Genomic DNA, 16,843 nt, shown 5'->3' on the forward strand with positions numbered 1-16,843 from the left:
CCACGAGTGCCGAAGGACGAAGAGATCATCCTTCACCTGCAACGACAGGATAGTCGGTGGACGATCGTACATTTGGAAGACGGTTCGCAGGCGCGGGTTTACAACATCGCTTGGGGCTACGACCTTGGAGATGACTACGCGCACATCACGACCAACATCAGCCCCAGGCAAGAGAGCGCACCGGAAGACTTCTTCTACACCGCCGATATCGTTGAGATCATCGATGAAGAAACCGGACGCACAGTCTACTCCAAGGGCTAGTCGCCTCGCGGATGCTCACAACAAGCCTCTGGTGACAAGAGTGAACCGAGCCGAATCCTCCGAGACGCCGGCTCCACCTGCTCTTCAGGATGAGAGCACTTGTGCTTGGGCCTCACCCTGAGGAGGGCTGCAAGCCCGTCTCGAAGGGTGAGCGAAGCCAGTGCTATTGCGCGGGATGCGTTGCCAACTGTTTCACCAATCCCGTACGAGATAGCAGAGCATCCAGCGAAAGCGCGCCGGCGCCGCGCACCACGAGGTAGACCAGCAGGAAGACCCAGAGCGCCCGCTGGTCGAGGATAGCCGCGCTCGGCAGGCGGTCGAACCACGTGCCGATGGTGGCCGCGTCGACGCCGTGGAAGGCGATATCGACATAGGACTGCACCACGATGAAGCCGATCATGCCGAGGGCCGCGAGCCGTGTGAAAAGGCCGAGGACGATGAGCACCGGCAGCACGAACTCGGCGTAGGTGCCGGCGAACACGATGATGTCGTAGGGAAAGAAGGGCACCTGGGAGGCATCGTAGCCGTAGGCCTCCACCACCGAAGGCAGGATCTGGAAGTAGGCGTTGTCGCCGATGCTGAAGAAGCCGATGATCCCATCGCCCACCTTCAGTGCGGCGGAGTGCAGGTAGTAGACCGCAAGCACTGCTGCGAAGACCAAGCGCGCAGCCAGGCCCAGGAACCAGCCGTCCAGCTTCGCCTCGACCGAACCGAAGATCCGGCCATGAACTGCTGTCAGTCGGGTAATCATGTCTCGCTTATCCTCGCTGAAGTGTCTGGCGCATCAGGGGCCGATGGCAGGAGCGCGGTAACGGCGCCGATCTCAAAAAGGCCCTGCAGATGGACGGCAAGCTCGAAAGCCGGATCACGGTCTATGGCCTGCTCCGCCGCCGCACTCAGCGTCGCGCCTTCAACCAGGTCGGCGATGAAGTCATGGCCGCCTGCCGGGAGCAGGCGGGTTTCCACCGTCAAGGCCGGGCGGATCGCGGCGGCCTCCTGGCCGCTGCCCATGTCGACCGCATCGGCGGTGCCGGCATCGCTGCTCGCCGCCCAGATCGAGACGACCGGCCAGCGCGAGCGCAGGAGCCGGAGGGAGGGATGCAACGTGAAGCGCAGTCCGCCGAGGGCGCCTTCCGGCAACGCCGACAGGCTTGCGATCTCCAGCGGTGCGGCATCGGCCGCGTGATAGGCGTAGAGGCGTGCCCATTCCAGGCGCGCCACATCGCCGAGGTAGGGCACGCGCGCGGCCGGCGGGAAGTCATCGAGAAACGTGCCGAAGCTGCGGCCGTAGAGCAGCAGGACGGGCGAGCACGGCGGCGCCTCCGCCACGTAGGCTCTGGCGACAGCCTTGAAGAACGCCTCGCCCACCAGCCGCCGGACCACCGGGAAGGCGGCCTCCAGCGCTTCGATGAGGCTGACGGCAACGTTGTTGCGGTAGACGTCGAAGCCCCGGGCCAGCGGCCCTCTGCCCGCCTGCGCGACCGCCTGCGGCGCCGGTAGGGCCGGGTCGCGCAGGGCGGCGGAGAACGCGCTCTGCAGGCCGGCGAGAGGATCAGGCTGTAACGGCATGGGCTTGGACGGTCTGCGGCGTCCGCGGGACCGGGCCGGCACGGCCGCAGGCATCGAGCTGCCGCTGTGCGGACTGCGCCTCTGCGTAGAGCGTTATCCAGTCCGGCAGGTCGTTGTCCCACTCGATGAGGGTCGGCTTCGCGCCGCCGCGGGCGAGTGCACGCGCATAGAGCCGCCAGACGGCATCGTCCACCGCCCGGTCGTGGGCATCGATCAGCAGCGCGTTGCCCTGGTCATCGTCTTCGCGGGCGTGCCCGCCGAGGTGGATCTCGCCGACATGCTCCAGCGGAAAGGCGTCGATGTAAGCTTCGGGGGCGGTGCCCTGGTTGGTCGCAGAGACCATGACGTTGTTTACGTCCAGAAGCAGGCCGCAGCCGCTGCGTTTCACCACGGCCTTCAGGAAATCGATCTCGTCCATCGCGCTTTCCTTGAAGGTCACGTAGGTGGATGGGTTTTCCAGCAGAACGCGGTGACCCACCACATCCTGCATGCGCCCGAGGTGATCGCCTACCCGCGCCACCGTCTCGTCGGTATAGGGCAGCGGCAGCAGATCGTTGAAGTAGACATCGTCGTGCGTCGACCAGGCGAGATGCTCGCTCACCAGACCGGGCTCGTAGCGCTCCGCAAGATCCTTGAAGCGTGCCAGATGCGCTTCGTCGAGGGGGGCCGCCCCGCCGATGGAGAGGCCCACGCCGTGCAGCGAAATCGGATAGTCGCGGCGGATGCGCGCCAGGTAGTGATGCGGCGGCCCGCCGGCACCCATGTAGTTCTCGGCATGGACCTCGAACCAGCCAAGGTCCGGCCGGCTGTCCAGAACAGCCTCGTAGTGCTGGGCCTTCAGGCCAACGCCCGCACGGGCCGGAACTGTCGAAGAACGCGCCATCACCAGTCAGAACACCGATTTAGGATTGAAGGAAAAAGGGCGAACCCCGGTCCGGTCATCGCTGCTGCGTTACCCGGACCGGGGTTCCCCTTCAAGCCGCCCCGTTCAACGACGGGCGGGCCGGTCCCCGAGGCCGCCGTCAGGCCGGCAGGTCGCGGTCGAGAGCCTCCAGCGAGCCCTTGCGGTCGCCCGGAAGCTCGAAGTCCGCCGTCGTTTCCTCGACGCCGTACTTCAGACAGTCACCGGCCGGAACCAGGGTCCAGGCATTGCCCTGATAGTCCACGGTCGACGTGCCGGCGCAGGTCGTGCCGGGGCCCGCAGCGCAGTCGTTCTGACCGGCCAGCGAGATGCCGTAGCACTTTTCCTTTGCCTGGGCGCTCGCCGGCGTCACATGAGCGGTTGCCGAAACGGCCAGAGCCACGGCGCCGGCGATCATCACCGCCGATACAACTTTCCCTTTTTCAGCCATGAACTGATGTCTCCTCTCGATTGACGTTTCTCTACTGCCCCCGATCTGCCGAAGCGCCGTTTTCGGTGTTCGAACAGATCCGATACGCAGTCTGCTGTAAGCCGAAGGCTATCCTTCGATGGGGGCCGGGCCCTCGTAGGTCCCGTCGTTGTCGTTGATGGCCTTCCAGCTCTTGGTTGAAGCGGGAAGCGGCTCCTTCTTCGACCAGAGGTCGTCGGCCTTCTCGAGGTTGCCCGAAATATCGCCTTCCCAGAACCCGACCACCGTCGGCGTGATGTTCAGATAGAGCTTGCCGTCCACAATGCGCCAGAGGTTGGGATTGGCCGGAACCTTGCCGCCCTGGGCCAGGCCGTAGGCGCAGTGACCGTCGTACTGGGGCGCGTACTTCGCCGGATCGGCGACGAACTTGTCGCGGTTTGCCTCGTTCGCGAAAGCCCAGGTGGCGCCGTTGTACTCGGCGGTGATGCCGGCCTTGCCCCGCACCGCCCGGGGCTGCTGAGAGCCGACGGGGTTCTGCTTCAGGTCGAAATAGGCCACCGCGTCATAGCCGCTGATCGCGTAGCCGGTTTCGTCAACGTACTGTTCGCCGGCCTGGGCCGCGCCAACGGTCATCAACGACAAGGCCGATGCCAGTAAAAGCTTGCGCATCATGGGGGAGAACCTCGCATCTCCTGTTGAAGGGACAGGCGGGTGCCTGATGGCCTAGAAATATTGACCAACAGCCCCTGCGATCAATTCACGACACTACACTAAGATGTGACGAGCCCCTGATCGGCAGGTCCGGAACCGGAAGAACCGGAGCCGGAGGGCCCGGAGGCGGCCCGCCTTGCCTTGGCTTCCTTCAGCAGGCGCTCCAGGGCGCGGTCGCGCAGGCCCAGCGCCCGCAGGTGGTGGACGGTGTTCTCGAGGTATTCCATGCAGGGCCCGCGGGCGCCGTGGCCCTGCAGGATGAGACCCACCATTTCGTCATGACCGAGCCCGCCGGCATACTGACGGTGAGCGCGGTCGACGACGAAGGTGATCGCGGAGACGCTGCCCTGGTCGGTCTTGGCGGCCCGCCAGGACGGGTGATAGACGCCGGTGATCATCTCCCGCGCATAGAGGTAGTCCAGCACCTCCTCGCCCTCGCCGGCGGGGACCCGGAACACCAGCCCGCGGCAGGACCCGCCGCGGTCAAGCCCCAGCACCAGCCCCGGGACCTGCGGCGTACCGCGGTAGCGATGGGAGAAGACGCAAAAGCTGCGGTGAAATCCGTTCAGGCGGGCGATGCGAACCTCGACATGGGGGAAACCGGGGTGCCACATCAGCGAGCCGTAGCCGAAAACCCAGAAATCCTGGCCATCCGGGAGGTCGAGACGGCGGGCGGCCAGTTCCTCGGGCGTAAGGTTGTCGGGGTCGTCGAAGTCCGGCCACCGGCTTTCCGTCATGTCGCGTTCCGATACGTCTGCACAGCGGCTGCTATACCAACAAATCGCGGCCATGCCCTCAAGCCCGCTTCGGCAGGGAACCGCCCCCGGGCATTTGAGTCCGCACGACCGGCCGCGGCGCGGTATGATGGCAGCAGCCGCACCGACCAGAGTCTCGCTTGCCGCGAAAAGGAGCAAAAGCGCGTATGCGTCGCACCCGTCTCGTCAGCCTCGGCGCTGTCGCGCTCGTTGTCTTTGCGCTGGCTGTCTCGGCCTACTGGTACTGGGCCTCAGAGGCTCTGGCCGAAGGGATCGCGCGGTGGCGCAGCGAGCAGATCGCGCGCGGCTACGAGATCGACTACGACGGGCCGCACATGGGCGGCTTCCCCTTCGCCCTGACGGTCACCTTCAACCAGCCCACAGCGACCAGCCCCCAGGGCCTTGCCTGGCAGGGCCCGCCGATCATCGGCGAGGCCAAGCTCTGGGACCCCTTCACGATCGATCTGGCGTTCCCGGGAACCCACCAGCTGCGGCTGACCGAAGGTCAGGAGCAGCGGGCGGCGGCGGTCGCCACAGAAGAGGCCCGGGGGCAGGTGGTACTGGCCCTCGACGGGCAGGTCGACAGCGCGTCCGTCGACCTGGGCGCCCTGCGCGTAGACGGACCGGACCTGCAACCGCTGACCGTGGACCGGCTGACCGCCCGCATGGGCCCGCTGCACCAGCCACGAAACGGAGATCCTGACGAACTGAACCTCGCCGGAGAGGCGGTCGCCGTGCGCCTGCCCGAGGGCGAAGGCGGACCCCTGGGAGATTCGCTGGAGCGGCTTTCGTTCCGCTCGACGGTGGTCGGCGGCATTCCCCGCGGCAAGCCCGCGGACTCCCTGCCCCAGTGGCGCGACGCGGGCGGCCTCTGGCGCTTCGAAAGCCTTTCCGCCCTCTGGGGACCGCTGGACCTGCAGGCCAAAGGGCGGCTCGGCCTCGATCAGGCGCTGCGCCCGGCCGGCCTGTTCGATACCCAGTTGAAAGGTGCTGACGAGATCATCGACCGCCTGGCCGAAGACGGGCGCATCAAGCCGGAGGCCGCCTTTGCCGCGCAGCTCGCGGTGGCCGCCATGGGGCGGCGCGATGCCGCCAGCGGCACGACGGTGCTGGAGGCGCCGATTACTCTGCGGGACGGTCTGCTTTTTCTGGGACCGGTCCCGTTGTTCCCGATCGCTCCGGTTCTCTAGGATCGAAGGAACCCGCCTGGTGGGCGTCGACGATGCCGGCACGGATTTCCCGCGTGCGGCGGAACAAACCCTCCAGGGTTTCGCCCTCGCCCCAGCGGATGGCGCGCTGGAGCGCCGTCAGATCCTCGGAAAAGCGCTGCAGCATCTCCAGGACCGATTCCCGGTTATGCAGGAAGACGTCGCGCCACATGATCGGATCGGATCCGGCGATACGCGTGAAATCGCGGAAACCGCCGGCGGAGAACTTCACCACCTCGGCGCGCTCGCTCTCCTCCAGGTCGGTCGCCGTGCCGACGATGGTGTAGGCGATGAGGTGCGGCAGGTGGGAGGTGACGGCCAGCACCTTGTCGTGACGGGCCGCGTCCATGATCTGCACGGTCGAGCCGAGCGCCTGCCAGAACCGCACCAGCTTCTCCACCTCGTCCTCGTGGGTGCCCGGCGGCGGCGTCAGGATGCACCAGCGCTGCTCGAAGAGATCGGCGAAACCGGCCTCGGGGCCGGAGAACTCGGTGCCCGCCACAGGATGGCCGGGAATGAAATGCACGCCTTCCGGCAAGGTCGGGCCGATGTCGCGGATCACAGCCTGCTTCACCGAACCGACATCGGTCACGATGGCGCCCGGGGCAAGGCGCGGACCGACGGCTTCGGCAACCGCGGCATTGGCCCCCACGGGCACACAGAAAAAGACGAGGTCGGCCCCCTCGACGGCATCGCCCGGGTCCGCATGAAGCGAGTCGGCAAAGCCGAGTTCGGCGATCTTGTCGCGCGTCTCGGCGCGCCTGGAGTGGGCTGCGATGTGGCCGGTCAGCCCCCGCGCCCGCATGGCCCATGCCAGCGAGGAGCCGATGAGCCCGGCGCCCAGCAGCGCGACGCGGTCGAACATAGGCCGCGCGCCGGCGCCCGCGGCTTCGGGTACGGCGCCATCGCTCATGCCCCCGTCTCCGACAACGCTTCCTGAAGCGCCTCCGCCGTCGTCCGCATTTCCTCTTCGGTGCCGATGGTCACCCGCAGGCAGTTGGCGAGGCCATAGGCGGCGACACCGCGCACCAGCACGCCGCGGCGCTTCAACGCCGCCAGCACCTGCTCGGCCTCGCTCTGCCCGCCGGGAAAGCGGAGCAGCAGAAAGTTGCCGACGCTGGGCAGAGGCTCGATGCCCGCCGCCGCGGCCGCCTGGGCGAACCAGCGGCGCCATTCGTCGTTGTGGGCGCGCGAGTGTGCGACATGGGCCGTGTCGCCCACCGCAGCGACCCCCGCGGCCTGCGCCGCCTGACTGACGTTGAAGGGCCCGCGCACACGGTTCAGCACATCCACCACCGCCGGCGGCGCATAGGCCCAGCCGAGGCGCAGCGCCGCCAGACCGTGAATCTTGGAGAAGGTGCGCAGCATGACAACGTTGTCGGCCTGCTCGACCAGAGCCGCGGGCTGCGGATAGTCGGGTGCAGAGACGTATTCCGCATAGGCGGCATCGACGACCAGAAGCACGTTGGGCGGCAGTGCCTGATGCAGGCGGGTCAGGGCGGCCTGGGAGATGTAGCTGCCGGTCGGGTTGTTGGGATTGGCCAGGAACAGCAGGCGCGTCTTGTCGCTGACCCGGGCGATGAGGGCGTCGACGTCGGCCGTCAGCGCCACCTCCGGCGCCGCGACCACGGTCGCCCCGGCGGTGCGGGCGGAAATGCCGTACATCAGAAAGCCGTGCTCGCTGTAGAGCACCTCGTCGCCGGGCCCGGCGTAGGCGCGCACCAACAGGGCGATCAGTTCGTCGGAGCCCGCCCCGCAGACGATGCGCGCCGCATCCAGCCCTTCGGCTTCAGCGATGGCCCGGCGCAGAGCCAGCGCGCCGCCGTCGGGATAGCGGTGCAGATCGTCCTGCTCCGCGGCATAGGCGGCCACGGCCTTCGGGCTCGGCCCCAGCGGATTCTCGTTGGAGGCCAGGCGAATGACCCGGTTGGCCCCGGCGGCCTTGGACTCGCCGCCGACGTAGGGCGCGACATCCAGGATGCCGGGGCGCGGCATGGGGCCCGCTGCCGGGCTCATGACGCACCGCTGCTTTCTGCCCCGGACCCTGCGCCGGCCCCGGCCATCATGGCCGCAACCGGCTGGGCCGCCAGATCCTCCGGTGACAGCGGCACGGCAAAGCTGCCGACTACCCAGGCGTGGCTCACCTGGGGCACCTCTTCGACCAGGGCGGCCACCCTGGCATCGCCGCCCGCCAGAAAGCCGTCGACCTCGACAAGATGCAGGGTGCGGTCCGGCGCATCGACCCAGGCCTGGGTGTTGCGCACGTCAAAGCCGGCATCCGACAGCAGGGTCTTCAGCGCACCGCGCGAAACCGCCTCGTCCAATTCGACGATCAGATAGCCGCGGTCGCCGCCACTCTCCTCCGGCTCGGCCAGGGAGATCACCACCGCCTCGGGCCCCGAGCGGCGCCCGCCGTCCAGCGGGGCGAAAGGCAGACGGGCGATGATCTTGGGCGAGGCGCGCCCGCTGCGCGCCAGCTTCGGCCACCAGGGCGGGCCGCGGTCGGACTCCGGCAGCGGCAGAATGCCGATGTTGGCCTTGCCTTCGCTGACCGCCCGCAGCACCCCCATCTCGGAGCCGTAGCCGGTGATCGGGGTCAGCGAACCGAAATGGTCGCGCGCCAGCAGGGACAGGTCGCTGCCGTGCTCCGGCGCGAAGGCCGCCGCCGCGAAGGGCCCCTGCAGGCGTGTGAAGACCGAAATGATCTCGCGCCAGATACGGCAGACCACCGGCTTCGGGAAGGGTCCCTGGTGGCGCCCCACCAGCCGCCGCAGAACCCGGGCCTCGCGCCCCGGGCGCATAATGACGGCATTGGTTCCCTTGGCCTGGGCGATCTGACGCGCCAGCTCTGTCCGGCGCATGAGCTGGTCGTGGATTGCATTGTCGATTTCGTCGATTTGGCGACGCAAATCGTCCAGAGATGGCGGTTTTTCTGACATTCGGGCCCGATACCTGCAGCCAAGGCGGAGCTACTGATAGTCGCTGGATTGGGTAAAATCAAAGGAAACCTTACACCAAACCGGCGCCCCCGGGCAGCGCCTCCGCGCCGGCAGCGGTCCCCGGAGTTCAGGCGCCAGGGCGCCGCTGAGGCACCCTGAGGGCGCCGGGCCGAGAGGGCCTGCGACCATGGGAAAGGTTGACAGAACGGGCCCTTGCTCCCTAGCTAGGGGCTCTCTCGCAGGACAGGCCCTCAGGGACGGTACAGGCTGCGCCTTGGCAGCGACCGGAGAGGTGTCGACTCAGCGCGGGCGGACGAGGTGCCGGATTGGCCGAGGACCCAGGAGTGAAGGTGAGCGAACAGCCGGAAGCCGCAGCAGCCGGGCAGGCGGAGGATGCGGCGCAGACTGCCCGACCAGCGGGATCGCAGCGGGAAGCGCTGGAGGGACGCCAGGAGGGTCTGAGCGCCGAGTTCGGCGGCGAGACCCCGATGATGCTCGACTGCGGGGTGGCGCTGGGGCCCTTTACGCTCGCCTACCAGACCTATGGCCGCCTCAACGCCGACAAATCGAACGCCATCCTGGTCTGCCATGCCCTGACCGGCGACCAGTTCCTGGCCGGCACCCACCCGGTGACGGGCAAGCCCGGCTGGTGGAGCCAGATCGTCGGTCCCGGCCTGGCCCTCGACACCGAGCGCTTCTTCGTCATCTGCGTCAACGTGCTGGGCGGCTGCATGGGCACCACCGGCCCGAAATCCGCGAACCCGGCGACGGGCGAGGCCTGGGCACTCGACTTCCCGGTCATCACCATCGCCGACATGGTGCGCGCCCAGAAGCTGCTGATCGACCACCTGGGCATCGACAAGCTGTTCTGCGTGACCGGCGGGTCCATGGGCGGCATGCAGGTGCTGCAGTGGGCGGCCAGCTACCCGGAGAAGGTCTTTGCCGCCGTGCCCATCGCCACCGCGGCCCGCCACACGGCCCAGAACATCGCTTTCCACGAGGTCGGGCGCCAGGCCATCATGGCCGACCTGGACTGGTGCGGCGGGCGATACATCGCCGAGGGGCGCAACCCGGACCGCGGCCTCGCCGTGGCGCGCATGACCGCGCACATCACCTATCTCTCGGAGCCGGCGCTGCACCGCAAGTTCGGCCGGCGGCTGCAGGACCGCCGCGGTCTCACCTTCGGCTTCGATGCCGACTTCCAGGTGGAAAGCTATCTGCGCCATCAGGGCGCCAGCTTCGTGCAGCGCTTCGACGCCAACTCCTATCTCTACATCACCCGGGCCATGGACTACTTCGACCTGGCCTCCGAATTCGGCGGCCAGCTCGCCCACGCCTTTCGCGACACCCCGGTGCGCTTCTGCGTCATCTCCTTTTCCAGCGACTGGCTGTTCCCGACCTCGGAGAACCGCGACGTCGTCCATGCCCTCAACGCGGTGGCCGCCGACGTCAGCTTCGTGGAGATCGAAAGCGACGCCGGCCACGACGCCTTTCTGCTGGACGAGCCGGAGTTCCGGGCTACCCTCTCGGGCTTTCTGAACGGCTGCGCCGAACATCGTGGCCTCACGTTCCCATGACAGCGTTTTCCCATGACAGCCTTCTCATGACCCCCTGCTTATGACTGCTGCAACCGAGACCCGACCGATGAGCCCGCTCGACACCAGCACGGCCCGCAGCGCCGCCCCCCTGCGCAGCGACCTGGCACTGATCGCCCGCATGGTGGACCGCGGCGCCAGGGTGCTGGACATCGGCTGCAGCGACGGCGCGCTGCTGGACCACCTGATCCGCGAGCGCGAGGTGGTGGGCCGCGGCATCGAACTGTCCCAGCGCAACGTGAATGCCTGCGTGGCCAGGGGCCTCTCGGTGATCCAGGGCGACGCCGATACCGACCTGGTGGAATACCCGGCCCGCGCCTTCGACTACGCCATCCTCAGCCTTACCCTGCAGGCGACCCGCGATCCGCGCCAGGTGCTGGAACAGATGGTGCGCATCGCACGCCACGCCATCGTCTCCTTCCCCAACTTCGGCCACTGGCAGGTGCGCCTGCACCTGACACTGAAAGGTCGGATGCCGGTCACCGATTCGCTGCCGGAGGCCTGGTACGAGACGCCGAACATCCACTTCTGCACGATCCGCGACTTCACCGAACTCTGCCAGGCCTGCGGGCTGGAGATCGCGGAGACCCTGGTGCTGCGCAACGACCGCCCGCAGACCGGGCTGCTGGGGTCTATCTGGGGCGGGCCGCTGGCCAACCTGCTTGGCGAAAAAGCGATCTTCCGCCTGAAGAAGGATTAGACCCCGCTGCGGCTAGGCGTCGTTGAGGCCGAGTTCACGCTGCTTTTTCTTCGAGAGGCCAAGCGACACGATGCGGTGGGATTCGCGCAGGTAGTCCTTCAGCGCGTCGTCAGCGAGGCCCGGTTCGGCGTAGTGCTGGATCCACTTCATGCCGCGTGAGGCGAGATAGGGCGCCGGGCGCAGGCCCGGCTGCTCCTGCAGGATCTCGTAGGACAGCGGACTGGTCTTGAAGGTGTAGGCCGGCGCGCCCTCGGCCCAGCCGCCGATGGCGAAGACCTTGCCGCCCACCTTCCAGACATGCGAGCCACCCCACTGCACGACGTAGGTCGTGGCCGGCAGGGCCTTGCAGAAAGCGTTGAATTCCTCGTAGGTCATGGGCGCTCGTCGGGGCAGACGCCATCCCGCCGCCGGCTCAGGTCGGCTTCGGCGTTCTTTCGCGGTGGACGCGGCCGGCGGCCTGGGGCAGTTGCACCACCACCGGCTTGCCGATGCGTCCGCGCACCCGCTTGGCGGAGCCGGCGTAGAGCTGCTTGCCGGACTCGATCATCACCACACCGGCAAAGGTGGGAAAGAAGCGCGCGCCGATACGCTCGAAGGCCGGCGCCGAGCGCAGCAGGGTGTGGGACGTGGTGGGCGGCACGTAGAGCGCCCGTTCGGTTCGCGTGGGGGTGAACATGTTCTCCCGCAGCACGCGGGACAGCTGGGCAGCGCTGTAGGGGTGGCCCCAGCCCAGCGGCGTGCGGTCGGAGCGCGCCCAGATGCCGCGGCGGTTGGGCACCACCACCAGCAGGCGGCCGTCGCCTGTCAGCACCCGCCAGATCTCCCGCAGCAACGCGCGCAGGGCTTCGCTGTTCTCCAGGCCGTGGACCAGCAGCACCCGATCGACGGAGTAGTCGGGCAGCGGCAGCTCGGTCTCCTCGACCAGGGAAACCACCCCCGGCCCCTCCGGCGGCCAGTGCAGCACCCCCTGGGAGGCCGGCATGAAGGCCAACACCCGCTCGGCCTCGCTTCTGAACTGGCGCAGGTAGGGGGTGGCGAAGCCGAGCCCGAGCACGCGCTGGCCGGTCACATCCGGCCAGACCGAGCGCACGGCCCGGCGCACCATATGGCGCGCCACCTGGCCGCGGCGGGTCTCGTAGAACTCCCGCAGATCAACGACATCGTGCCACATGGGCGCGGAGCCTATCACAGTTGGCCGTTCCAGGCGATCACAGGTCTGCTATGGTTAACAAAGCCTTAACAGAACGTTGCCCCCAACAGAAAGACACCCGTAACAGGAGAATGCCGTTGGACGCTGCGGAGATCATCGAGACCCTGGGCCTGCAACCTCATCCGGAGGGCGGACACTTCCGCGAAACCTTCCGCGACCCCACGGCCATCAACGGGGGCATCGAGGGGCGGGCCGCCTCCACCGCGATCTACTACCTGCTGGCGGCGGGGGAGGTTTCCCACTGGCATCGGGTCGACGCGGCCGAGGTCTGGCACTGGTACGCCGGGGCGCCGCTCGTCCTCACCATGTCGGCCAACGGCCACGACGCCGAGTCCAAGGTTCTGGGGCCGGAACTGGCGGCGCGTCAGCGCCCACAGGTGGTGGTCCCGGCGCGGGTCTGGCAGACGGCCGAAAGCCTCGGCGCGTGGACCCTGGTGGGCTGCACCGTGGCCCCCGGCTTCCAGTTCGAGGGCTTCGAGATGGCGCCGCCGGACTGGCGGCCCCTTCCCCGCTAGACCCCACGATAGACGCCGCCTCACCGTCAGGATTTGCGCAGCAGTTCCTTCGAGGCCAGCACCGCCCCGGCGACGATCAGGAGGCAGGCCAGGGCGACGATCCAGGTCGCCTCCGCCTGGCCGAAGGCGATGAGCAGCAGCGTCGAGAGTAGAGGCGCAGCGTAGGAGAAGGCACCCAGCACCTGGATGTTGCCGTGCTTGGTGCCGTAGTCCCAGACGAAGAAAGCGGCGCCGACCGGCCCCAGGCCGAGCCCCAGGATCGCCAGCCACTGCAGGCCCTGGGGCACAACGGTGGTCTCAAGCATCACGTGACAGGCGGCGCCCAGGAAGGCCACGGCCCCGCAGAAACCACCCACAACGTCGGTCGGCACCGCGCCGAAGCGCCGGTTCAGGACCGAGTAGGTGGACCAGGTGAGCGCGCAGGCGAGCGCCGCCAGGTAGCCCAGCGCGAACTCAGCCCGGAAGGCGAGCTGCCCGCCGCGGGTGACCAGCAGCGCCGCCCCGGCCAGACCCAGCAGCGCGCCGCCGAGGTGGAACCAGCGCAGCCGTTCGCCCGGCAGCAGCGCCGAGAAGACGACGATCAGCAGCGGCCAGAGATAGGCGATGAGGCCGGCCTCAACCGGCGGCGCATTGCCGAGGGCAACGAAGTAGAAGAAGTGATAGCCGAAGAGCCCGGCCACCCCGAGCAGCCAGACCGGCGGACGCTGGCGCCAGGCCACAAATGCGCCCGGGCCGCGGGCGGCGAGGACGCAGAGACTGGTGACGAAGGCGACCGCGAAGGTCATGGCCAGAAGCTGAAAGGGCGGAATGCCCGCCGCCCCGGTGGTGAAGAGCGCCAGCAGCGACCACAGCAGGACGGCGATGCCGCCGATCAGGGTGGCGCGCAGGCGCTGGGGCGAGGAGGCCGGGGCGGAGGAACTCATGGTCTGGCTGATAGCGCCGAGGGCGTGTGCTGGCAAGCCCGTGGCCGGAATCAGGACGCCCCGCGCTTCTGTACCGCCAGGGCGATGATGCGCTCGGTCTCCGCCCAGAGATCGAAGGGCGCGAGATCGGCCGGGTCGGCCCAGGCGACCTCGGCGGCATCGTGACCGGCCACAGCCTCTCCCGCCCGCCACTCCGCCAGCAGGTCGACCAGCGTATAGTGATACTGGACGGCGCCCGCCTCGTCGCGGGTGATGGAGTCGACCACGTCAACAAGCGGGCCCACCACAATCTCGATCCCCGCCTCCTCCCGCACCTCGCGGCAGGCCGCGGCCTCGATCCGCTCACCCAGGCGCTGACGCCCGCCGGGCAGCGACCACTGGCCTTCGCGCGGCGGCTTGCCGCGGCGGACCAGCAGCACGCGATCCGCCTTGAAGACCACCACGCCGACACCGATCAGCGGACGGTTGGGATAGTCGTTCACGCCGTGCCCTCCCCCGCCGCCAGCGGCGCGAAGGCGCCGTCACCTCTTGCGGCTGCACTCACTGCAGGAACCGCCCGCGCTCCTCGGCGGTGGGAATGCGGCATTGGTCGTAGCGGCCGAAGAGGCGGTAGCGGTTGCGCGCCACCCGGTCGTAGAGCCAGTCGCGCAGGCCACGCGGCAGGATCGCCAGCGCCCGCAGCCAGGACCAGGGTGCGCGCAGGCCTCGCGCGATGCGGATCGCCGCGTCTGATTTCAAGTAGACCGCAGCGCCATCGACAACCACCACCGAGTCCCAGTCTTCGGTCGGCTGCCCATGGGCGGCCAGGGCGCGGCGCCCGGCGTCCGACTGGACGGCGGCGAAGTGAAACTCCGCCGCGCGCTCGTGCTTGAGGATGAATTGCATGGAGCCGTTGCACAGCACGCAGACGCCGTCGAAGAGGATCAGCCTTTCCGGCAACGGCGCGTTGTCAGAGGCTGCAACCGACACCGCCGCCTGCCTGTGTTATCCGCCGTCAGGCCATGTACTGGCCGCCGTTGGCCGAGATCGTCGAGCCGGTGATAAAGCCGGCCTCCTCGCTGGCCAGGAACACCACGCAGCGGGCAATCTCCTCCGGCTCGCCCAGCCGTCCCACCGGGATCAGCGGCAGGATCTTGGTGTTCAAAATCTCCTCCGGCACCGCGCGCACCATCTCCGTACCGATGTAGCCCGGCGCCACGGCGTTGACGGTGATGCCCTTGAAGGCGTTTTCCTGCGCCACCGCCTTGGTGAAGCCGAAGACGCCCGCCTTGGCGGTGGAATAGTTGGCCTGGCCGAGTTGGCCCTTCTGGCCGTTGATCGACGAGATCGAGATGATCCGCCCGTAGCTGCGGCTGCGCATGCCCTCGATGACGTTACGCGTCATGTTGAAGAGGGAGTCCAGATTGGTGGAGATCACCGACTGCCAGTTCTCCAGGGTCATGCGGTGCAGGGTGCCGTCCCGGGTGATACCGGCATTGTTCACCAGAACGTCCACGGGCCCGAGGTCGGCCTCGACCTGGGCGATGCCGGCCTTGCAGGCCTCGAAATCGCCGACGTCCCACTTGTAGACGGCAATGCCGGTGTCATCCTTGAACTTGTTGGCGGCCTCGTCGTTGCCGCCGTAGCTCGCCGCCACGCTGTAGCCGGCGTCTTTCAGGGCGACCGAGATCGCCGCCCCGATGCCCCGCGTTCCCCCCGTCACCAACGCCACCCGCGCCATCGTGCACCTCCCCGCTCGCTGTTTACGCCCTTCGCGATCACCGCCGCTTTAGGACAACGGTCTGTTTTCAGATGCATAAAACCATGGATCGCAACCGCCGCCAACAGCCGCGCGCGCCATCCGGGGCGCAATCGCCGGAATTGACATTAAAGTGATTGCTTTAATATAGTGGCCGCCATGCAGACCATCGAAAGCGATGCCGTTTTCCATGCCATCGCCGACCGGACGCGCCGCCGGCTTCTCGAGTTGCTGGCTGAGGGTGAGCGCCCGGTGCAGGACCTGGCCGCGGAATTCGACATGAGCTTTGCCGCGGTTTCGCAGCACCTGCAGATCCTGCGCGCGGCGGGACTGGTGCGCCGACGCCCCGCCGGCCGCAAGCGGATCTACGCCCTGGAGCCCGCACCCCTGGCCGAAGTGCGCGCCTGGACCGATCAGTACGAGCGCTTCTGGAAGGCGCGGCTCGCACGCCTGCGGCGGCATCTCGCAACGAAGCCTGCAGCAAAGCCCGCAGCAAAGGACGAAACTCCATGAGCAGGCGCCGACCGATGGACCTTGTCCTGACGCAGGACTTCGACCAGGACAGGGAGTCGCTCTGGCGATCGCTGACCGACAGCGCCGCGCTGGCCGATTGGCTGATGCCCAACACCTTCCGCCCGGTCGTCGGCGCGACCTTCGAGCTCCGCGCCGGGCCGGAGGACACCGACTGTGGTGGCACCGTGCGCTGCCGCGTTCTGACGCTGGAGCCGCCACACCTCATGGTCTGGTCCTGGATCGAGGACGGCACCGGCAGCCCGACAGCGGTCAGTTTCACCCTGACCGAACGGGGCACCGGCTGCCGCCTGGCGATCCGGCACCGCGGCCTGGCCAGCACGCCGGAGGAGGAGAGCTTCCGCCAGGGCTGGCTGCAGAAATGCGCTGCACTGGAGCAACACCTGGGAAACAAAGGAGGCGAGCATGCCCGAAGCGCATGAGCAGGAAGATCGCAAGACGGGTTTCACGGCCGGCGCCAATCTTGCGATGAAGGTGCCGGCACCGCTCTATGCGGAAACCGTGGCCTTTTACAGAGACGTGCTGGCCCTCAAGGAACTGAAGGGCGATGCCGAAACCACGGCCTTCGCTTTCGGCGCCATGACGCTGCACCTCGATTGCTGTCCGCAGATGAGCCAGGCGGAACTCTGGCTGCAGGTGACCTGCGAGGACAGCCGGACCGCAGCGGTCCGGCTGCATCGGTCGGGCATCCGCCGCTGCGACGGGATCGAGCCCCTGCCCGAAGGTTTCGACGGTTTCTGGATCACCAACCCGGCGGGGATCGTACACCTGATCGACGCCGCGGGCCCCACCAGACAGTAGACACGACGCGGCCGAACAAAAAAACCGGCCCGCACAAGGGCGGGCCGGTCTTTCGT

The 16,843-nt window shown here is 67.9% G+C and carries 23 protein-coding genes; 8 read left to right on the forward strand and 15 right to left on the reverse strand.

The window, feature by feature from the left end:
* The first annotated feature begins 6 nt into the window (after positions 1 to 6).
* Complete coding sequence (locus ACO06P_RS11675) at positions 7 to 261, forward strand: hypothetical protein (protein WP_420345418.1); 255 nt, start codon at positions 7 to 9, stop codon at positions 259 to 261.
* 163 nt (positions 262 to 424) lie between these two features.
* On the opposite strand, the gene ACO06P_RS11680 is transcribed toward ACO06P_RS11675, so the two are convergent.
* From ACO06P_RS11680 to ACO06P_RS11705, 6 genes are all read right to left on the reverse strand, one after another.
* Positions 425 to 1,012: a DoxX family protein gene (locus ACO06P_RS11680; protein ID WP_420345419.1), complete on the reverse strand. Its 588-nt coding sequence runs from the start codon at positions 1,010 to 1,012 to the stop codon at positions 425 to 427.
* On the reverse strand, positions 1,009 to 1,830 hold the full coding sequence (locus ACO06P_RS11685; RefSeq protein ID WP_420345420.1) for a DNA-binding domain-containing protein: 822 nt from the start codon (positions 1,828 to 1,830) through the stop codon (positions 1,009 to 1,011). Before ACO06P_RS11685 ends, ACO06P_RS11680 begins: the two co-directional genes overlap by 4 nt.
* Complete coding sequence (locus tag ACO06P_RS11690) at positions 1,814 to 2,713, reverse strand: DUF692 domain-containing protein (protein WP_420345421.1); 900 nt, start codon at positions 2,711 to 2,713, stop codon at positions 1,814 to 1,816. Before ACO06P_RS11690 ends, ACO06P_RS11685 begins: the two co-directional genes overlap by 17 nt.
* 139 nt (positions 2,714 to 2,852) lie before the next feature.
* Entirely contained in the window at positions 2,853 to 3,182 is a 330-nt protein-coding gene (locus tag ACO06P_RS11695) for a DUF2282 domain-containing protein (RefSeq protein ID WP_420345422.1), read from the reverse strand.
* 108 nt (positions 3,183 to 3,290) lie between these two features.
* On the reverse strand, positions 3,291 to 3,833 hold the full coding sequence (locus tag ACO06P_RS11700) for a YHS domain-containing (seleno)protein (protein WP_420345423.1): 543 nt from the start codon (positions 3,831 to 3,833) through the stop codon (positions 3,291 to 3,293).
* Positions 3,834 to 3,931: 98 nt separating this feature from the next.
* The gene (locus ACO06P_RS11705) at positions 3,932 to 4,609 is read right to left on the reverse strand and encodes a gamma-glutamylcyclotransferase (RefSeq protein ID WP_420345424.1); all 678 of its coding nucleotides are present in this window, start codon (positions 4,607 to 4,609) and stop codon (positions 3,932 to 3,934) included.
* A 185-nt stretch (positions 4,610 to 4,794) separates the two neighbouring features.
* On the opposite strand from ACO06P_RS11705, the gene ACO06P_RS11710 reads away from it, so the two are divergent.
* Positions 4,795 to 5,817 (forward strand): DUF2125 domain-containing protein, encoded by a 1,023-nt coding sequence (locus tag ACO06P_RS11710; RefSeq protein ID WP_420345425.1) that lies wholly within the window; start codon positions 4,795 to 4,797, stop codon positions 5,815 to 5,817.
* Here the strand turns inward: ACO06P_RS11710 and ACO06P_RS11715 are convergent.
* Genes ACO06P_RS11715 through ACO06P_RS11725 form a run of 3 tightly spaced genes read right to left on the reverse strand, consistent with a single transcriptional unit; the run spans position 5,750 to position 8,744 of the window.
* A complete protein-coding gene (locus ACO06P_RS11715; protein WP_420345426.1) occupies positions 5,750 to 6,748 on the reverse strand; it encodes a prephenate/arogenate dehydrogenase family protein in 999 nt (332 codons plus the stop codon). The two genes, ACO06P_RS11710 and ACO06P_RS11715, sit on opposite strands and share 68 nt — an antisense overlap.
* Positions 6,745 to 7,851 (reverse strand): histidinol-phosphate transaminase, encoded by a 1,107-nt coding sequence (hisC, locus tag ACO06P_RS11720; RefSeq protein WP_420345427.1) that lies wholly within the window; start codon positions 7,849 to 7,851, stop codon positions 6,745 to 6,747. Before hisC ends, ACO06P_RS11715 begins: the two co-directional genes overlap by 4 nt.
* Positions 7,848 to 8,744, reverse strand: a complete 897-nt coding sequence (locus ACO06P_RS11725; protein ID WP_420345428.1) for a chorismate mutase — start codon at positions 8,742 to 8,744, stop codon at positions 7,848 to 7,850. The genes hisC and ACO06P_RS11725 overlap by 4 nt, the downstream gene beginning before the upstream one ends.
* 518 nt (positions 8,745 to 9,262) lie before the next feature.
* Between ACO06P_RS11725 and metX the strand changes: the two genes are divergently transcribed.
* Together metX and metW are read left to right on the forward strand one after the other, a co-directional pair.
* Complete coding sequence (gene metX / locus ACO06P_RS11730; protein ID WP_421938201.1) at positions 9,263 to 10,351, forward strand: homoserine O-acetyltransferase MetX; 1,089 nt, start codon at positions 9,263 to 9,265, stop codon at positions 10,349 to 10,351.
* Positions 10,352 to 10,418: 67 nt separating this feature from the next.
* Positions 10,419 to 11,069 carry a methionine biosynthesis protein MetW gene (gene metW / locus ACO06P_RS11735; RefSeq protein ID WP_420349626.1) on the forward strand — a complete coding sequence of 217 codons (651 nt, stop codon included), beginning with the start codon at positions 10,419 to 10,421 and terminating at the stop codon, positions 11,067 to 11,069.
* A gap of 12 nt (positions 11,070 to 11,081) precedes the next feature.
* Here metW and ACO06P_RS11740 read toward each other — a convergent pair whose 3' ends face one another.
* Together ACO06P_RS11740 and ACO06P_RS11745 are read right to left on the reverse strand one after the other, a co-directional pair.
* Complete coding sequence (locus ACO06P_RS11740) at positions 11,082 to 11,444, reverse strand: MmcQ/YjbR family DNA-binding protein (RefSeq protein ID WP_420345429.1); 363 nt, start codon at positions 11,442 to 11,444, stop codon at positions 11,082 to 11,084.
* A gap of 37 nt (positions 11,445 to 11,481) precedes the next feature.
* Positions 11,482 to 12,240, reverse strand: a complete 759-nt coding sequence (locus tag ACO06P_RS11745; protein ID WP_420345430.1) for a class I SAM-dependent methyltransferase — start codon at positions 12,238 to 12,240, stop codon at positions 11,482 to 11,484.
* Between the two features lie 110 nt (positions 12,241 to 12,350).
* Between ACO06P_RS11745 and ACO06P_RS11750 the strand changes: the two genes are divergently transcribed.
* Complete coding sequence (locus tag ACO06P_RS11750; protein WP_420345431.1) at positions 12,351 to 12,794, forward strand: cupin domain-containing protein; 444 nt, start codon at positions 12,351 to 12,353, stop codon at positions 12,792 to 12,794.
* Between the two features lie 26 nt (positions 12,795 to 12,820).
* Here the strand turns inward: ACO06P_RS11750 and ACO06P_RS11755 are convergent, their stop codons facing one another.
* The 4 genes from ACO06P_RS11755 to phbB are packed head-to-tail and all read right to left on the reverse strand — an operon-like array spanning position 12,821 to position 15,437.
* Entirely contained in the window at positions 12,821 to 13,717 is an 897-nt protein-coding gene (locus ACO06P_RS11755) for a DMT family transporter (protein ID WP_420345432.1), read from the reverse strand.
* A gap of 50 nt (positions 13,718 to 13,767) precedes the next feature.
* Entirely contained in the window at positions 13,768 to 14,199 is a 432-nt protein-coding gene (locus ACO06P_RS11760; protein ID WP_420345433.1) for an NUDIX hydrolase, read from the reverse strand.
* Between the two features lie 58 nt (positions 14,200 to 14,257).
* Positions 14,258 to 14,686, reverse strand: coding sequence for a thiol-disulfide oxidoreductase DCC family protein (locus tag ACO06P_RS11765; RefSeq protein WP_420345434.1), 429 nt, complete (start codon positions 14,684 to 14,686; stop codon positions 14,258 to 14,260).
* Positions 14,687 to 14,711: 25 nt separating this feature from the next.
* Positions 14,712 to 15,437: an acetoacetyl-CoA reductase gene (gene phbB, locus ACO06P_RS11770; RefSeq protein WP_420345435.1), complete on the reverse strand. Its 726-nt coding sequence runs from the start codon at positions 15,435 to 15,437 to the stop codon at positions 14,712 to 14,714.
* A 177-nt stretch (positions 15,438 to 15,614) separates the two neighbouring features.
* Between phbB and ACO06P_RS11775 the strand changes: the two genes are divergently transcribed.
* The 3 genes from ACO06P_RS11775 to ACO06P_RS11785 are packed head-to-tail and all read left to right on the forward strand — an operon-like array spanning position 15,615 to position 16,787.
* Entirely contained in the window at positions 15,615 to 15,968 is a 354-nt protein-coding gene (locus tag ACO06P_RS11775) for an ArsR/SmtB family transcription factor (RefSeq protein ID WP_420345436.1), read from the forward strand.
* Entirely contained in the window at positions 15,965 to 16,408 is a 444-nt protein-coding gene (locus ACO06P_RS11780) for an SRPBCC family protein (RefSeq protein ID WP_420345437.1), read from the forward strand. The genes ACO06P_RS11775 and ACO06P_RS11780 overlap by 4 nt, the downstream gene beginning before the upstream one ends.
* Positions 16,392 to 16,787 (forward strand): hypothetical protein, encoded by a 396-nt coding sequence (locus ACO06P_RS11785; protein ID WP_420345438.1) that lies wholly within the window; start codon positions 16,392 to 16,394, stop codon positions 16,785 to 16,787. The genes ACO06P_RS11780 and ACO06P_RS11785 overlap by 17 nt, the downstream gene beginning before the upstream one ends.
* Positions 16,788 to 16,843: the final 56 nt, after the last annotated feature.

Source organism: Pelagibius sp. (assembly GCF_965227505.1).
In the GTDB taxonomy this organism is placed as follows: domain Bacteria; phylum Pseudomonadota; class Alphaproteobacteria; order Kiloniellales; family Kiloniellaceae; genus Pelagibius.

Coding starts and splice junctions, on each gene's coding strand:
- hisC (WP_420345427.1), bottom strand. CDS start 7,851: ATGAGCCCGGCAGCGGGCCCCATGCCGCGCCCCGGCATCCTGGATGTC.
- ACO06P_RS11715 (WP_420345426.1), bottom strand. CDS start 6,748: ATGAGCGATGGCGCCGTACCCGAAGCCGCGGGCGCCGGCGCGCGGCCT.
- metX (WP_421938201.1), top strand. CDS start 9,263: ATGATGCTCGACTGCGGGGTGGCGCTGGGGCCCTTTACGCTCGCCTAC.
- ACO06P_RS11705 (WP_420345424.1), bottom strand. CDS start 4,609: ATGACGGAAAGCCGGTGGCCGGACTTCGACGACCCCGACAACCTTACG.
- ACO06P_RS11710 (WP_420345425.1), top strand. CDS start 4,795: ATGCGTCGCACCCGTCTCGTCAGCCTCGGCGCTGTCGCGCTCGTTGTC.
- ACO06P_RS11690 (WP_420345421.1), bottom strand. CDS start 2,713: ATGGCGCGTTCTTCGACAGTTCCGGCCCGTGCGGGCGTTGGCCTGAAG.
- ACO06P_RS11685 (WP_420345420.1), bottom strand. CDS start 1,830: ATGCCGTTACAGCCTGATCCTCTCGCCGGCCTGCAGAGCGCGTTCTCC.
- phbB (WP_420345435.1), bottom strand. CDS start 15,437: ATGGCGCGGGTGGCGTTGGTGACGGGGGGAACGCGGGGCATCGGGGCG.
- ACO06P_RS11755 (WP_420345432.1), bottom strand. CDS start 13,717: ATGAGTTCCTCCGCCCCGGCCTCCTCGCCCCAGCGCCTGCGCGCCACC.
- ACO06P_RS11695 (WP_420345422.1), bottom strand. CDS start 3,182: ATGGCTGAAAAAGGGAAAGTTGTATCGGCGGTGATGATCGCCGGCGCC.
- ACO06P_RS11785 (WP_420345438.1), top strand. CDS start 16,392: ATGCCCGAAGCGCATGAGCAGGAAGATCGCAAGACGGGTTTCACGGCC.
- metW (WP_420349626.1), top strand. CDS start 10,419: ATGAGCCCGCTCGACACCAGCACGGCCCGCAGCGCCGCCCCCCTGCGC.
- ACO06P_RS11780 (WP_420345437.1), top strand. CDS start 15,965: ATGAGCAGGCGCCGACCGATGGACCTTGTCCTGACGCAGGACTTCGAC.
- ACO06P_RS11740 (WP_420345429.1), bottom strand. CDS start 11,444: ATGACCTACGAGGAATTCAACGCTTTCTGCAAGGCCCTGCCGGCCACG.
- ACO06P_RS11745 (WP_420345430.1), bottom strand. CDS start 12,240: ATGTGGCACGATGTCGTTGATCTGCGGGAGTTCTACGAGACCCGCCGC.
- ACO06P_RS11680 (WP_420345419.1), bottom strand. CDS start 1,012: ATGATTACCCGACTGACAGCAGTTCATGGCCGGATCTTCGGTTCGGTC.
- ACO06P_RS11775 (WP_420345436.1), top strand. CDS start 15,615: ATGCAGACCATCGAAAGCGATGCCGTTTTCCATGCCATCGCCGACCGG.
- ACO06P_RS11750 (WP_420345431.1), top strand. CDS start 12,351: ATGCCGTTGGACGCTGCGGAGATCATCGAGACCCTGGGCCTGCAACCT.
- ACO06P_RS11700 (WP_420345423.1), bottom strand. CDS start 3,833: ATGATGCGCAAGCTTTTACTGGCATCGGCCTTGTCGTTGATGACCGTT.